The sequence below is a fragment of the Vibrio sp. 10N.261.51.A4 genome (genome assembly GCF_041471945.1).
Classification (GTDB): domain Bacteria; phylum Pseudomonadota; class Gammaproteobacteria; order Enterobacterales; family Vibrionaceae; genus Vibrio; species Vibrio crassostreae_C.
Genome location: NZ_JBFRPJ010000029.1, coordinates 26,882 through 45,897, shown reverse-complemented (window position 1 = coordinate 45,897; position 19,016 = coordinate 26,882). Strand labels below are relative to the sequence as shown.

The following is a 19,016-nucleotide window of genomic DNA, read 5'->3' as shown; positions in this document are numbered from 1 at the left end:
GGTGACATCGATATCAGCTTCGATATCTCTGATGGCACCAATACCGTTCAAGCATCGGCTGACCTAACGGTTAACCCAGTAAACGACCTACCAGTACCTCAAGATCAACAGTTCAGTATTGCAGAAGACGGTACTTTACAGTTCACAGACGCGGATCTGCTTACAGGCGCGACAGACGTTGAAGGTGATAACCTGACGGTTGAGGGCATCACTTATGAAGGCACTGATGGCGTACTGACTGACTTGGGTGAGGGATCATATAGCTTTGCTCCAAACGAAAACTTCAATGGTGATGTGAGCTTTAGCTTCGATGTGTCAGACGGTACCGATACCGTGTCTGCAAACATTGATGTTAGCGTGACTCCTGAGAACGATCCGCCTGTTGCGGGCTCAACGTCCTACACGGTGAATGAAGATAATTCGATTACCATTTCTGATGCACAACTATTGGCAACATCTTCAGATATTGAAGGTGATGTATCGATAGACAGCGTGACTTACTCTGGTAGCGACGGTGTCCTCGAAATCAATGGTAACGGCACTTACACCTTCTCGCCAAATGAGAACTTCAGCGGTGAAATTGCACTGGATGTGGTTGTTGCTGATGAAGATGGTGCGACCGACTCAACGACCGCGGGCATCAATGTTCTTGAAGTGAACGATCCGCCGGTTGCAGGCCCTACGTCTTACACCATTGATGAAGACTCAGTACTTACCTTCAGTGAGTCTCAAGTGTTGCTTAACGCCTCAGATGTAGAAGGGGATGTTGAGCTTGTTGGTATTAGCTACGATGGCCCTGAGGGTATCTTCTCAGTAAATGGTGACGGCACTTGCAGCTTCGCTCCAAATGAGAACTTTAATGGCCAAGTTCAGCTTGATGTCACCATTCGTGATGAAGATGGTGCAGAAGTGGAAACCGTCATCAATGTTGACGTATTACCAATCAATGATGCGCCAGTGTCTGGTGATTTGGCTTACAACGTTAACGAAGATGGTTCAATCACACTGAGCCAAGATCAGCTGTTGTCTCAAGCGTCCGATGTAGAAGGCGAAGATCTAACCGCAAGTGACTTAACAGTTGGTGGTGATGCGACGGTTGTAGCTAACGATGACGGCAGTTTCACGATTACGCCAGATGAAAACTTCAACGGTGACATTGATATTCAATTCAACATCACTGACGGTACTGACACGGTTCAAGCAACCGCCGATCTTACTGTTAACCCAGTTAATGACTTGCCGGTTCCTCAAGACCAACAATTCAGTATCGCAGAAGACGGTACGCTTCAATTTACAGACGCCGACTTACTTACCGGTGCCACCGATATTGATGGCGACGACTTAACCGTTGAAGGTATTAGCTATACAGGTGGTGATGGCGTACTGACCGACCACGGTGATGGTACTTATACCTTTGCGCCAAATGAAAACTTCAATGGCGATGTGAACTTCAGTTTCGATGTGTCTGATGGCACAGAAACCGTTAGCGCTAACATTGATGTGAGTGTGACTCCTGAGAACGATCCGCCAGTTGCGGGTTCAACCTCATACATGGTCAATGAAGACAATGCCATCACAATTTCTGATGAACAGTTGCTAGCTAACTCTTCGGATATTGAAGGTGCGGTGTCGGTTGATACTGTGACTTACAGTGGCACTGATGGTGTGTTCCAAGATAACGGCGATGGCAGCTATACCTTCCTTCCTAATGAAAACTTCAGCGGTGATATCAGCCTTGATGTGATTGTTGCAGATGAAGAAGGTGCAATTGATGAAACCACAGCAGGTATTACCGTTCTTGAAGTGAACGATCCACCAGTTGCGGGTCCAACGTCATACACCATTGACGAAGATTCGGTTCTGACGTTCAGTGAATCTCAGATTCTTGTGAATGCTTCGGATGTCGAAGGAGATGTAGAACTTGTTGGCATTAACTACGATGGCTCTGACGGTATCTTCACTGTAAATGGTGATGGTACATGCAGCTTTGCACCCAACGAAAACTTCAATGGTCAGGTTCAACTGGGTGTGACCATTCAAGATGAAGATGGCGCAACGGTTGAAACATACATTAACGTTGATGTATTGCCAATCAATGATGCGCCAGTATCGGGCGATTTGGCTTACACCATCAATGAAGATAGCTCCATCACGCTAAGCCAAGAGCAATTGCTAGCAAGAGCAGGTGATATCGATAGCGACAACTTAGAAGCTATCAACCTATCTACTGATGAAAATGCGACCATCCAACACAATGATGATGGTAGCTACACCATCACACCGAACGCAGATTACAACGGTGACCTAGATCTGAACTTCGATATCATCGATAACGATGGTGGTTCAGTTCAAGTTGGCCTAGACATTACCGTGAATCCGGTTAATGACTTGCCACAAGCGCAAGATCAACAGTTCACGATTGAAGAAGACGGTACGTTACTCTTCACCGATGCTGACCTGCTTGTAGGCGCGTCGGATGTTGATGGTGACGAGCTGTCGATTGAAAACGTGCTCTACACTGGTGCAGATGGTGTTCTTAGCGATAATGGCGATGGCACATATAGCTTTGCTCCAAACGAGAACTTCAATGGTGATGTTCAATTCTCATTCGATGTCTCTGACGGTACTGATTCAACATCAGCTGTTATTGATGTCAGCGTAACGCCTGAGAATGACCCACCAGTAGCGGGCTCAACATCGTACACAGTTCAAGAAGATGGCCAAATCACGATCAGTGATGAGCAATTATTGGCAAACTCTTCCGATGTAGAAGGTGATGTTTCACTGTCTGGAGTATCGTACTCCGGTGATGACGGCTCTTTTGTTGATAATGGCAATGGTACTTACACCTTTACGCCAAATGAAAACTTCGATGGTGATATTTCACTAGACGTTGTTGTCGTTGACGAAGACGGTGCAACCGCAACCACAACCGCTGGCATCGATGTTATCGCTGTGAATGATGGACCTGAAACTTCGGGCATTCAGGCTGAAGTCGATGAAGATAATTCAATCACCATTACTCAAGAGCAGTTACTCGCTAATGCGACCGATGTTGAAGGTGATGAGTTAACGGCATCTAACCTACAAACCAACGATCCAGATGCGACAATTGTTACTAATGACGATGGTTCATTCACTATTACGCACACAGAAAACTTCAATGGCGAGTTGGACTTCACATACAGCATCAGTGATGGTGAGAATGAAGTTCTGACGACACTCGACTTGACGGTTAACCCTGTCAACGATGCGCCAGAAGCGGGCGATGAAATCTTCATCCAAGCGCAAGAAGACCAAACAGTTGGTGTGACACTTCGTGAAGAACCAGCACTACGTTTAGACCAAGCGCCAGAAAACGGCATCATTGAAGCAAATGTTAATGACGAATGGGTGGTACTGGAAGTAGGACAAGAAGTTCCTGCAGATACCGAAGTGCGCTTTGTTCCAAGTGAAGATGCTCTTGCTGAAGGTACACACACCACACAAATCGGTACGTTTGACGATAACGCGAGTGTGGATGATTGGGGTACAGAAGTTGACCCTTATACGCGTGAGTTCTCAGATGGTGACTTAACGGTAACTGTTCAAAGTAACGATGACCCTCTTGGTGCCTGGAATGGCAACACCCACATTGGTCATGGTATCGGTGATACTGACCGCCAAGGCTTAAGTGGTGATGAGAAACTGACGGTTTCAGTTGAAGGTCAAGACATCAATGAAATCAGTTTCCACCTAGATGGTTTGGGTGGCTGGTTCATGGAAGAGTCTCGTCACTTTACAGAAGTAGAAATCAAAGCGTTCAATGAGGATGGCGACCTAATTGACTCGATGACTTACCACAAAGAAGACCGTGGTACTTTCGAGACAGATTACACGCTAACGGTTGATCAACCAGTGTCCTACTTTGAGCTCGGTACCGTGCAAGGTAATGGTACTTACGTCGTTCAAAACATGACAGTGTCACAAACTTGTCATGATGAAGCGGTGTTTACATCGATTGGTGTAGATGGCTCAGAGATTACTGAAACGGTTGAGTTGAATATCCATGCGGGTGACAACGAAATCGAGTTAACGGCTGATCTTCCGAATATTACTGTCGATACCGATGGTTCTGCCCAGTTTGCTTCGGTTGTGATTACCGAAGAGCAACTACTGGCGCAAGCATCTGATATTGATGGCGACGACCTTGATATTGAAAATCTAGAGCTAGTGGGTGAAAACTCAGAGCATGCAACACTCACCGATAATGGTGATGGCACTTGGACGGTAACACCGGATGAAAACTTCCATGGTGAAATCGAACTTGGTTACCAAGTTACCGATGGTGAGCTGACAGACAGCAATATCATCAATATCAATTTCGAATCAGTAAATGATGCGCCAATCGTTTCTGGCCCGATTGTTCTATCGACAGATGAAGATGAAGGTATCACGTTCAGTGCAGATGACTTGCTAGCGAACACCACAGATGTGGAAGGCGATACGCTGTCTATTTCTGACATCACTTACGGTGGTGATAACGGTGAGCTAGTTGATAACGGCGATGGTACGTTTACCTTCATGCCGAATGAAAACTTCAATGGTGAAATCGACATCGACTACAAGGTGTTTGATGGAACTGATGAAGTTGCAACGCATCTAGACCTAACGGTCGTACCAGTCAATGATGTGCCGGTTCCGGGTGAACCATTGCACACCCAAATGCTTGAAAACGGCTCCATGATCATCGAAGCGAAAGACCTATTGTCTGGTGCTACCGATGTTGATGGCGACATTCTTCATGTCGAAAACCTATTACTTGCAGACCAAACGCAAGGTACGTTAACGGATAACGGTGATAATACCTTTACCTTCGAACCTGCAGAAGACTTCTACGGTGAAGTGAATCTGACTTTCGATATCAGTGATGGCCAAGCAAGCGCACCAAGTACAGCAAGAGTTGACGTTGAAATTGTCAATGAAGGCCCAGAGGTTGGTGGTCCAATTGAAGCCGCTGTTGATGAAGATGGTTCAATCACTATCACTCAAGAGGATCTGTTAGCGAATGCGACGGATGTCGATGGCGACAACCTTGAAGCCGTTAACTTAGCGACCAACGATCCAAATGCGGTTGTTGTAGAAAACCCAGACGGTAGCTTCACTATTACACCAAGTGCAGATTTCTTTGGTGAGATTGAGTTTACTTATGATGTCACTGACGCGATCGAAACTGTTGCGGCTGACCTCAACCTAACCGTAAACCCTATCAACGATGCTCCAGACGTGCCTGACATGTCTTTCACTACGGAAGACGGTCAAGCGATTACCATTACCGAAGCTGAACTATTAGCACAAGCGACAGACATTGAAGGCGACGAACTGTCAGTTGTGAATGTGACGAGTGCAAGCGACACGGTAGAAGTCACAGACAATGGCGATGGAACATACACATTAACACCAGAGCAGGGCTTCTTCGGTAACGTTGACTTAGCGTTTGATGTGAGCGATGGCACTGATGTGGTTGCCGCAAACATCGACCTAAAAGTTGAGTTCGTCAACGATGCGCCAGAAGCGACGCCAATGGTGGCAGATGTCGACGAAGATGGTTCAATCCTCGTTACACAAGAAATGTTGTTGGAGAACGCGAGCGACCAAGATGGCGATGAGTTGTTTGCAAGCGCGCTTGAAACTAACGATCCAAATGCCAGCATTGTAGACAATGGTGATGGCACGTACACAGTGACACCTTCAGAGAACTTCAATGGCGATATTGCATTCACTTATGAGGTGAGCGACGGTGAGCTGAGCACGTCTAATGATATGACATTGACCGTTAATCCGGTGAATGACATTCCAATTGTTGCTCCAGGAATGTACCACATCGAAGAGGATGGCAGCATCCTGTTCACTCAAGAAGATCTATTGAGTGGTGCAATTGATATTGATGGCGACGACCTAAGCGTTACCAGCATCAATTACTCTGGTGATGAAGGCACAGTAACCGACAACGGCGATGGCACGTTCAGCTTCGTTCCTGAAGAGCACTTCAGTGGTGATCTGCAGTTCAGCTTTACTGTGACAGACGGTACGGATGAAGTTGAACAAGACATTAATGTTCACATTGAAGCAGTTGCTGATGCGCCTGACTTAGTTATCACGGATGGTGATGGTGTTAACGTCGACGACCAGGCGATTTTGGTTGAGCCAGGCGGTATTGTTGAACTGAACATTGCTGCGGCACTTGTCGACCAAGACTTGTCTGAAACACTCACTGTTACAGTAGATGGTGTGCCAGAAGGTTCGGTTATTCAATACGATAACGAAGGCGTTCTGAATGACCAAGAGAACGGTATCACTAGTTACAACGACACTGAAATCACAGTAACGTTTGAAGGTGAGACGGCTGGCTACCAAAACGCTGCGGGTTACTACAAAGTAGACGAAGACGGCAACATCACAGGTGTTGAAGTTGTTTACGAAAACGCATCACAAGTTGGTGGTGGCGGCGACCTTGTTCCAGGGCAAGATCAATTCAGCTTCCAAGTCGAGGAAGGCGAAAGCTTTAACCTGTTCTTAATTCCAAACGGACATCAGCACAACGACTTTGATGCGATGCAAGACGGTCAGTATGAGTTCCGTGCTGAGGATGGTTCGCCTGCGAACATGGATACGGTTGATCCTCAACTTGTCTTTGTTGCGGCAGATGGCACTGAGACCGTGATTCAAGGCCAGAATGGTGACGCGATCTTCCATGGTGGTTCAAGCTCTCAGCTAAACCAAGATGGTATCGAACATACTCGCACGACGGTTAATGAAGACGGCGAGCTGGTTTACGGCTTTGAAGATTTGTATGGCGGCGGTGATGCTGACTACACAGATTTCAACTTCACAATCGATGTGGGTGAAGTGAACAGCCAAATCTACAGCGGTGAAGTAACGGTTGGCCCTGATGGTACGGTGAACTTACCGACAACGGCTATCGAAAATTCACTACAAATCCAGTTACCAGAAGACTTCAACGAACAGCTTGAAGTTCATGTAACCGCAACTGCGACAGAGTTATCGAATGATGATTCTGAAACGGTATCTCAAACCATCTACATTAACGCGACAGGCGCGCACATTGAGCACGCACCTGAAGCACTTCCGGTTTCTGCAACGGTTGAAGAAGATGGTTCAATCATCATTACGCAAGAAGACTTATTGGCTAATGCGCGTGATTTAGATGGCGATCAGTTGACGGCTCTGAATTTAGCAACCGATGATGAGAGCGTTACGATTACCGATAACGGTGATGGTACGTACACATTAACGCCAGATGCTGATTTCAATGGCGATGTGAGCTTTACGTTTGATGTGTCTGATGGTGATGATGTTGTCTCTACCAACCTTGAGTTAACAGTTTCACCAGTAAATGACGGTCCAGAAGCACAAGACCACGCATTCACAGTCGGCGAAGATGGCGTGTTAACGTTCAATGACCAAGACCTATTAACAGGTGCAACGGACATTGAAGGGGACGACCTAAGTGTTGAAGGTGTAACTTACACTGGCGCAGATGGTGTCCTAACCGAAAATGGCGATGGCACATACAGCTTCGCGCCAAACGAAAACTTCAATGGCGATGTGAACTTCTCGTTCAATGTATCAGATGGTACCGATACGGTAACCGCTAACATTGATGTGAGCGTGACGCCAGAGAATGACCCTCCGGTTGCGGGTAGTACGTCTTACACGGTTCATGAAGACAACTCTATTACAATCAGTAACGAACAACTGCTAGCGAACTCTTCGGATATCGAAGGCGAAGTCGCAATTGATAACGTGACTTACAGTGGTAGCGACGGTGTTCTGGAAATCAACGGTGACGGTACATACACCTTCTCGCCAAACGAGAACTTCAATGGCGAAGTTAGCCTAGATGTTGTCGTGACGGATGAAGATGGCGCGACTGAAGCAACAACGGCGGGTATTACAGTCCTTGAGGTGAACGATCCGCCAGTTGCTGGCCCAACGTCATACACCATCGATGAAGATTCAGTACTGACTTTCAATGAGTCTCAAGTTCTGTTGAACGCTTCTGATATTGAAGGTGATGTTGAGCTTGTTGAGATCAACTACGACGGTCCAGACGGTATCTTCTCTATCAATGGTGACGGTACATGTAGCTTCGCTCCGAATGAAAACTTCAACGGCCAAGTGCAGTTGGATGTGACCATTCAAGATGAAGACGGCGCTCAAGTTGATACGTTTATTACGGTTGATGTATTACCAATCAACGACGTACCAGTATCAGGCGACCTTGCATACAGTGTTGAGGAAGACGGTTCGATTACCTTGAGCCAAGAGCAACTTCTTTCGCAAGCGAGTGATGTAGATGGCGACGACCTTACTGCTTCTAACTTGATTGTTGATGGAGACGCGACGGTTGTTGCTAACGATGACGGCAGCTTTACCGTTACGCCAGATGCGAACTTCAATGGTGACATTGACCTAACGTTCGACATTAGCGATGGTACAGATACGCTGGTTGCGACGGCTGACCTAACCGTTAACCCAGTCAATGACCTTCCACAACCACAAGATCAAACGTTCAGCATCGGCGAAGACGGCATCTTGAACTTCACTGATGAAGACTTGCTGACAGGTGCGACTGACATTGATGGGGATGACCTGTCGGTTGAAGGCGTTACTTACACAGGTGCGGATGGTGTTCTTACTGATAATGGCGATGGAAGCTACAGCTTTGCGCCAAACGAGAACTTCAATGGTGATGTGAACTTCAGTTTTGATGTGTCAGATGGCACGGATACAGTTCAAGCCAACATTGATGTCAGCGTGACACCAGAGAACGATCCACCGGTTGCAGGTAGCACGTCTTACACCGTTCATGAAGACAACTCAATTACCATCAGTGACGAACAGTTACTTGCTAACTCTTCTGACATTGAAGGTGATGTGGCAGTCGATAGCGTGACTTACACTGGCGCTGACGGTGTCTTTGAAGACAACGGTGACGGTACTTACACCTTCTCACCAAACGAAAACTTCAACGGCGAAGTTAGCCTTGATGTTGTCGTAACTGATGAAGAGGGCGCAACTGAAGCGACCACCGCGGGTATTACTGTACTTGAGGTGAACGATCCACCAATCGCAGGCTCAACCAGCTACTCAGTCAACGAGGACGAAGTTATCACCATCAGTTCAGAGCAACTGTTGGCAAACGCTTCTGATATCGAAGGTGAAGTGGCGATTGATAGCGTTAACTACACAGGTTCAGACGGTATCTTTACCGACAATGGTGACGGAACATTCAGCTTCGCACCAAACGCTAACTTCGATGGCGATGTAAGCCTTGATGTTGTCGTTACTGATGAAGAAGGCGCAACCGTAGCAACCAACGCAAGCATTGATGTTCTGCCTGTTAATGATGCTCCAGTATCGGGTGACTTGGCGTACAGCGTGGACGAAGATGGTTCAATTACCTTGAGCCAAGAGCAATTACTTGCTCAAGCGAGTGATGTTGACGGCGATGACTTAACAGCGGCTAACCTGACCGTTGGTGGTGATGCGACCGTCACTGCAAACGATGACGGTAGCTTTACTATCACACCAGATGCGAACTTCAATAGCGACATTGATTTGAACTTCGACATTACCGATGGTGATGCGACGCTTCAAGCAACGGCTGATCTTACCGTTAACCCTGTCAATGACTTGCCAACGGTCGGTGAGCCACAGTTTGTGACTCAAGAAGACACCAGCTTTACCTTTACAGAAGAGCAACTGCTGCAAAATGCGGGCGACATTGATGGCGATAACCTATCGATTGAAAATGTGGCTTCAGATAGCGGTACTTTGGTTGATAACGGCGACGGTACTTACACATTCGCACCGAATGAAAACTTCGACGGCAATGTGAATGTGACGTTCGACGTGAATGACGGTACAGCGACAGTACCAGCAGAAGCGACGATTGATGTTCAATCTGTGGTTGATATGCCTGAGCTGTCGATTGCGTCTGACCTAGTGATTGCTTCAGACAACTTCGAGTCTGGCTCAAACGGTTGGAATACCGGTACTGAAAGCTCACAAGGGTTCGAATCAGGTGACATGCTAGGTCGTATTGGTGGCACTGGTGGCGATGAAGCTGTCAGCAAAACTTACGACATTCCAAGTGATGTGAGCGAAGTTAATATCTCGTTCAGTTTCTACGAAATTGATTCTTGGGATGGTGAGTCATTCCAAATCTTTGTCGGCGGCGAAGAGCTTACCTCGTTAGATAACTCAGCCTTCCGTACCGAAGATGGCACGACAACGTTGTACGACTCAGCGGGTAATGAAGTCGGTGAAGTCGTTCATGGCGTATCGCAAGGTGAAGGTTTCAGTGGTTGGAACGACCAAGCGCACCAAATCAACCTAACGGTACCCGTTGAAGACGGCCAACTTGAGTTAGGCTTCGGTTCAACCTTGAACCAAGGTGTGAGTGATGAGTCGTTTGGCATCGATAACATTGAAATCACAGTGTCTGACGCGGATTACCAAATCATTGGTACCGAAGACACACCTGTACCACTTGATATTGATGCGGCGCTTACTGATACCGATGGTTCAGAAAACCTTGCTATCTTGATTGAAGACGTGCCAGAAGGCAGCTCGCTTTCTGCAGGTGCTGATAACGGTGATGGCACTTGGTCATTGCAACCAGGCGAGCTAGAAGGGCTAGAGTTTATCCCTTCAGGTGACTTCAATGGTGATGTGGTTCTAACTGTAAATGCGACATCGACTGATGTTGATACGGGCACCACCGCGACGGCAACCCAAGATGTGACGATTCATATCTCGCCAGCGAATGATGCTCCAGAAGTTGATGGTGACATCAGTGCTGTGACAGCCGAAGACAACAGCATCACGCTAACTCAAGAGCAGTTGCTAGAGCACGCTGTTGACATTGATGGTGATGATTTATCAGCAATCAATCTAACTACCAATGATGAAAATGCGACCGTTCAAATGAACGACGATGGCAGCTTCACCATTACACCGAGTGAAAACTTCAACGGTAATATCGAATTTAGTTACGATGTAACCGATGGGGAAGACATGGTCGCGGCTGGCCTAGACTTGACGGTAACACCTGTCAATGATGCGCCAGAGCCACAAGACCAAGCATTCACTATTGGTGAAGATGGGGTTCTTAACTTCTCTGACGCTGACCTGTTAACGGGTGCAACGGATGTTGAAGGTGATGACCTAACAGTCGAAGGTGTGACATACACGGGTGCTGATGGCGTTCTTACCGACAATGGTGACGGAAGCTACAGCTTTGCGCCAAACGAGAACTTCAATGGTGATGTGAACTTCAGCTTTGATGTGTCAGATGGCACGGATACGGTTCAAGCCAACATTGATGTGAGCGTGACGCCTGAGAACGATCCACCAGTGGCGGGTAGCACGTCTTACACTGTGCATGAAGACAACTCAATCACGATCAGTAACGAACAGCTATTAGCCAACTCTTCAGATATTGAAGGTGAGGTTGCGATTGATAGCGTGACTTACACTGGCAGTGACGGTGTGTTCGAAGACAACGGTGACGGCACTTACACCTTCTCGCCAAACGAGAACTTCAATGGTGATGTGAGCTTAGCGGTTGTTGTTACCGATGAAGAAGGGGCAACAGAAGCGACCACCGCGGGAATCACCGTACTTGAGGTGAACGATCCGCCAATCGCAGGCTCAACCAGCTACTCAGTCAACGAAGATGAAGTTATCACCATCAGTGCAGAGCAACTGTTGGCGAACTCTTCTGATATTGAAGGTGAAGTGGCGATTGATAGTGTTACTTACACAGGCGCTGACGGTATCTTTACTGACAACGGCAACGGCACATTCAGCTTTGCACCGAACGCAAACTTCGATGGCGATGTTAGCCTCGATGTAGTGGTGACAGATGAAGACGGTGCGACAGTAGCCACCAGCGCAAGTATTGATGTTCTTCCAATTAATGATCCACCAGTATCGGGTGACTTGGCATACAGCATTGATGAAGATGGTTCGATTACTCTGACTCAAGAGCAGTTGCTGTCTCAAGCATCTGATGTGGATGGCGATGATCTGACCGCAAGCAACTTAAGCGCAGGCGATAATGCAACCGTTGTTGATAATGGCGATGGCACCTTTACGGTAACGCCAGATGCGAACTTCAATGGCGATATCGACCTAAGCTTTGATATTTCGGACGGCACCGAGTCGATTGTGGCGAACGCCGATCTGACGGTAAACCCAGTCAACGACTTGCCAACGACATCTGATGTTTATGCGAACGTTGATGAAGATAATGTCATCACTATCACGCAGGAGCAGTTACTTGCGAATGCCGCTGATATTGAGGGCGATGACCTTGTCGCTTCCGACTTAACCTTAGTGGGCGACGATGCAACGATTGTCGACAATGGCGATGGCACGTTCTCAATCACTCCAAGCGAAAACTTCAATGGCTACATCGATGTTGCCTACAGCATCAGCGATGGCGACACACCAATTGCCGCTAACTTAGGCTTAACCGTTGACCCAGTTAACGACGCGCCAATTGTTTCTGCTGATGTGGCGATAACCATTGAAGAAGACGGTTCATACACCATTACTCAAGAAGAGCTCCTACAATTCGCGACTGACATCGAAGACGATGACATGACCGCAATTATCGGAGAGCAAGGCGATGAAACGACCGTTACCGGTACTGTGTTGGATGCTGAAACTGGCAATCCAATCGCAGGTGCGGATGTCACGCTAACCGACAACGCAGGTCATTCTTACACGGCGGAGACGGATCAATCCGGTAACTACTCTGTGAGCGGTCCTGTTGTTGACCAAGGTACCGTCACTATTGAACAAGAAGGCTCTATTACTAGCAGCTTCCTAGTTCCAGCTGGTGAAGATACCAACGGTGGCGTAACCGCAATATCGGAAGTACTTGAAGAAACAGATATGCGTATCGTGGTCACATGGGGTGACAGCCCACGTGATATGGATAACCACCTATGGCTCTACGATACAGAGAATGGCAGTGAGCTAGACCATATTTACTATCGCGACATGAGCCATGATTTGGGTGAAGGTAATGTCGTTCAGCAAGATGTAGATGACACGAATGGCGGTGGTCCTGAAACCATAACTATTCCAAATTATCAAGATGCGGACATGCACTATTCAGTACACAACTACACCAGCAGAAGTTGGGATGTCGATGGTGTTGAAGATGTACAGGTTCAGGTATTTGTAGGCGATACATTGGTTGAAACCTTCAGCCCAGATTTATCTGATAACCCATCAGGTGACCATTGGCATGTATTTGATATCGTGAATGGCGTTATTGTTCCAAGCCAAGATGTAGGCAGCGAGAATGCGTTTGATTTACCAACGGCAGAAGAAGCGCTCGCGAATGAAAACGGCATTGATATCTCTGAATTGCTAACCGGCGAGGAAGGTGATGATTCTGGTGAAACGGGTGGTAACGAACCAAGTGTTGGAGATGTTTCCATTGAGAACGCTCTTATCACTGACAATGGTGATGGTACTTACACCATTACACCGGAAGAGAACTTCAATGGTGAATTCTCGATTAGCTACAACGTAGACGATGGCAACGGTGGGGTTACTCCAGCGGAACTAGACGTGACCGTAACAGCAGTTAACGACCTTTCTGTAATTTACGACCACGACTACACCATTAATGAAGATGGTTCGCTGACCTTTACCGATGAACAGCTATTGGCTGGTGCAACGGATATTGATGGCGATGACCTTTCTGTCGAGTCGGTTAACTACGAAGGTACAGACGGTGTGTTCACGGATAACGGCGACGGTACTTATACCTTTGCTCCAAACGAGAACTTCAATGGTAATGTCGACCTAACTTACGATGTGAGTGATGGTACAGATGTTGTATCGGCGAATATTGATGTTCAAGTGGTTCCAATCAACGACGTACCGGTAGCGGGTTCTACGACTTACAGTGTTGAAGAAGACGGCAGTATCACCCTAAGCGATGCACAACTTCTAGCGAATAGCTCGGATGTTGAAGGGGAAGTGTTTGTCAGCGATGTAAGCTACAGCGGCACTGATGGTGTATTCACTGATAATGGTGATGGTACTTACACCTTTGCTCCAAACGAAAACTTTAACGGTGACATCAGTCTTGATGTCTCTGTTATGGATGAAGATGGCGCAACCGCTGAAACAACCGCAGGTATCGACGTCATTGCCGTTAATGACTTGCCAGTTGCAGGTTCAACGACCTACAGCGTTGACGAAGATAACGTGATTACCATCTCTGAAGCACAGCTTCTTGCGAACAGCTCAGACATTGAAGGTGATGTATCCGTTAGCGACGTTTCCTACTCAGGCGCAGACGGTATCTTTACTGACAATGGTGATGGTACTTACAGCTTCGCACCAAATGAAAACTTCAACGGCAATGTCAGCCTAGATGTCACCGTTGCTGATGAAGAGGGTGCAACGGCTGAAACCACTGCGGGTATTGAAGTTATCGCGGTTAACGACGCGCCAGTGTCAGGTGACTTGGCTTACTCAGTGGATGAAGATGGTTCAATCACACTAAGCCAAGAGCAGCTGCTTGCTCAAGCATCGGATGTGGACGGCGATGATCTTACCGCTGCCAACCTAACCGCCGGTGATAACGCGACCGTTACGGCAAACGATGATGGTTCATTTACCATTACCCCGGATGCTGACTTTAATGGCGATATTGACCTAAGCTTCGACCTTTCTGATGGTACTGAAACGGTTGTTGCAACGGCTGACCTTACTGTGAATCCAGTGAATGACATCGCAGTTGTAGAAGATGTCGCTTACACCATTGAAGAAGACGGTTCGCTTACCTTTACGGACGAGCAACTGCTAGCAGGTGCTTCTGATATTGATGGTGATGAGCTTTCAGTTGCCGACGTGTCTTACACTGGCGCAGAGGGTGTGTTTACCGACAATGGCGATGGAACCTACACCTTTGCACCGAACGAGAACTTCAACGGTGACGTAAGCCTAGACTTCTCAGTATCTGACGGTACAGAGACGGTTGATGCAAACATCGACGTAACGGTAACAGACGTTAACGATGCTCCAGTGGCAGGCGCAACGTCTTACCAAATGAACGAAGATGGCACCATCACATTGAGCCCTGAGCAGTTGATTGCTAATAGCTCCGATGTGGACGGGGAAGTGTCTCTTGATAGCGTGAGCTACTCAGGTGCAGACGGTATCTTGGTTCAAAATGAAGATGGTTCTGTAACGTTCGCACCAAACGAAAACTTTAACGGCGACATCAACCTTGATGTGACGGTTATTGATGACGATGGTGCTACCGCTCAAACCACTGCTGGTATTGAAGTTATTGCAGTTAACGACGCACCAGTGGCCGGAAACCTGGCTTACTCGGTTGATGAAGATGGTTCAATTACGCTATCTCAAGAGCAGTTGCTGGCTAACGCATCGGATGTTGATGGTGATGCACTAACCGCAAGCAATCTATCTGCAGGTGACAATGCGACTGTAACAGCGAACGAAGATGGTTCATTTACTATCATGCCGGATGCTGATTTCAACGGTGACATTGATTTGAGCTTCGATGTGTCAGATGGCCTTGAAACTGTTCAAGCTGGAGTCGACCTAACGGTTAACCCAGTCAATGACCTACCAACAGCAGAAGACCAAAACTTTACTGTTGAGGAAGATGGAACGCTAATCTTCACGGATGCAGACCTACTAGCAGGTGCTGCAGACATTGACGGCGATGACTTGTCTATCGTTGACGTGTCTTACACGGGCGCAGAAGGTGTGTTCACTGATAACGGTGACGGCACTTATAGCTTTGCTCCGAACGAGAACTTCAATGGCGATGTCAACCTAGGCTTCACAGTGACTGATGGCACTGAGACAGTCGATGCCAATATTGGTGTGACGGTAACGGATGTTAACGATGCGCCGGTAGCGGGTTCTACGTCTTACCAAATGAACGAAGATGGCACCATCACAATCAGCCCTGAGCAGTTAATTGCTAATAGCTCTGACGTTGATGGTGAAGTGTCACTTGAAAGCGTGACTTACTCAGGCTCTGACGGCACCTTGGTTCAAAACGATAATGGGTCTGTGACCTTCACGCCAAACGAGAACTTTAATGGTGATATCAGCCTAGATGTGGTCGTGACCGATGATGACGGTGCAACGGCAACAACAACGGCAGGTATCGAAGTTCTGGCTGTGAACGATGGACCTGAATCTGAGGATGTGAAACTAACCACAGCCGAAGACAGCACCATTCTTATCACACAAGACATGTTGTTAGCTCAAGCTACCGACATCGATAACACCGCAGACGAGCTGTCGGCTTCTGGTCTACAAATCGACCCTAGCTTGGGTGAGTTGCTAGATAACGAAGATGGTACTTGGTCATTTACACCAAACGAAAACTTCAATGGCGATGTGCCAATGACGTTTAACGTTAGCGATGGCCAAGAGACAATTTCAGTCGACGGCAACATCGATGTTACGCCAGTGAATGATGCACCTGAAGCGCCAATGATTGAGATGCAAGGCGAAGAAGATGTGGTCATGGTGATTGACCCGGCTTACATCGCGGATCAAGTGACAGACCTTGATGGCGACGAGATCAGCATTGAGAGCATCACAGTTCGAGCTCCAGCGAACGCGACCTTAACTCAGCAACCAGACGGCATGTATCACTTAGTGACTACTCAAGACTTCAATGGCTTAGTAGAACTCGGTTATCAAGCGACTGACGGTGAAGAAGTGGTTGATGGCTCGCTGAATGTGGATGTCATTCCGGTTAACGACGCACCATTCAATGTCGGCAACGCAATGATGACCACAGACGAAGATGGCGCGTTCACCTTCGATGCTGGCGACTTGATGAACTTGTTCGGTGACATTGATACCGCAGACCTTGTTGTTTCTCGCATTATCACCGCAGACGGTGAAGATGGCGGAGAAGTTACAGACAACGGTGATGGTACTTGGACATTCACACCAACAGGCGACTTTGCGGGTGTTTCTGACCTACAAGTTGTCGTGAGTGACGGTGAGTTCGAAACGGTTCTCGATGTTCCTGTGTTCGTACGTCCTGTCGCAGATGGCGCGGTTATTTCAACTGACCATGACGGTCCATTGGTGTTCGGTGAGGATGAAACCGGTCACTTAGGACTGAATGTTGGCCTAGTCGATGATTCAGAAACACTAAGTAACCTAGTGATGACAGGTTTCCCTGTTGGATTCGAGGTAACAGATGGTGTGAATACCGTGATGATCACCGAGCCGGGTCAATACATCGACCTGTTCGATTGGGATATCTCAAACATTCAAATGACGCCTCCTGAAGACTTCCATGGTGAGTTCTTCGTAACCGTAAGCGCAACAACGGTTGATTACGGAGATGAGCCGGAAGCGTTTGAAGATGGCATCGATTCTGGTGATTTCGAAACCGTAGCGGGTGATTCCATCATCCTAACGGCGGACGACCTAATCGGTTTGGCTGAGAATGTGGATGCCGACAGCGATGATGAAGTGAAACTGGTTCATCTTGCCGACCGCAGCCAAGGTGAGATTGTCGATAATGGCGATGGCACTTGGACGTTCACACCAGCACCAGGCTTCACGGGCGAAGCAGACATTGCGTACGTAGTTGATAAAGATGGCGTGCTTCATGATGAGCAAACTGGCGTAGTCGTGAAAGAAGGTGACTCGCAAGGGAATGCAGCACCAGAAGTTAACAGCATCACAACGACGGAAATCGCAGCGGATGCCACCTTGTCGTTCACTGATGAAGACATGTTAGCGAATCTGAGCGATGCAGAAGGCGACAGCTTGAGCATTGAGTCAGTAAGCTTGATGGAAGGTCAGGGCGTAATTGAGAGCGATAACCAAGGTAACTATCAATTCACTCCTGCTGAAGACTACACCGGCGATGTTCAAGTTGGGTTTATAGCGACCGATGGCGAAAATCGCATCGAAAGCTTCTTCAATGTGGATATCCAAAGTGGCGATGAAGCAGCGGCGAGCGAAGGTTATACCTTAGCTGATGATGGTTCACTAACTATCACGGATGCACAGCTGGTGGATGAGTTAGGCGTCAGTGATTCTGCACAAGTTGTTGATGTTGCAGACGCGAACGATGCTGGCTTCTTTGCCGAATCAGGTGAAGGTGAGTGGACTTACTGGCCGAACGAAGACTTCGATGGCAATTTAGCGATGAATGTTGAAGTTAACGACGGCGGTGAAGTATCAAGTCACAGCTTAAGCATCCAAGTTGAAGATGATTCAGTACAAAGTGATGAACCACAAGTCCAAGCTGCTCAAGCAACAGAAGAGCAACAAGTGGAAGTGGCTCAACAAGCTGATGACCAAGCTCAAGATGCTGAAACTGAAGACAGTACAGCAGATGTAACCGCGGCACCGGGCGATACTATCTCTATCTCGATTCCAGATGAGGTGAGTGGTAACGAATCGGTTGATTACGCTGATATGTCTGGTCTACCTGAGGGCGCTACTGTGAGCAATGCACTGGATAACGGTGATGGTAGCTTCACAATCAGTGGCAACCTAGAGCAGCCTGTATCTGTCGAACTCCCAGAAGGTTACGAAGGTACTAGCGAGATCCAATTCCAAGGTTACGACGAATTGGGTAGCTCAATAGACGGTGCTAGCGGTTCTGTTGAAGTTGAGGTCGATGATCAATACACCATGCAAGGTTCTACGCAAGAACAGCAACCGGACATGGCGGGTATGGAATCTGGTGGCAGCGACTGGACAAGTTCAGGTGGTCAAGATCAAGGTGTTGACTTCACGGACGACTCTGGAAGTTTCGATTCAGATTCTCAAACTGGAACCGATCAAGGCAACGACTTCGATCAAAGCTCGATTTAATCGAGAGGGCTTAGTTTTAGTCTAAACCGACAAGCAGATAGGGCAGCGTAAAGTTGCCCTCATTAAAGCCATGTAGA

Annotated in this window: 1 protein-coding gene; it reads left to right on the top strand. The window is 47.6% G+C overall.

Annotation, left to right across the window (positions count from 1 at the left end; all coding sequences use genetic code 11):
* Positions 1–18,939, top strand: an 18,939-nt coding sequence (locus AB4384_RS07580; protein WP_372129242.1) for a tandem-95 repeat protein, incomplete at its 5' end; no start/stop codon positions are given.
* Positions 18,940–19,016: the final 77 nt, after the last annotated feature.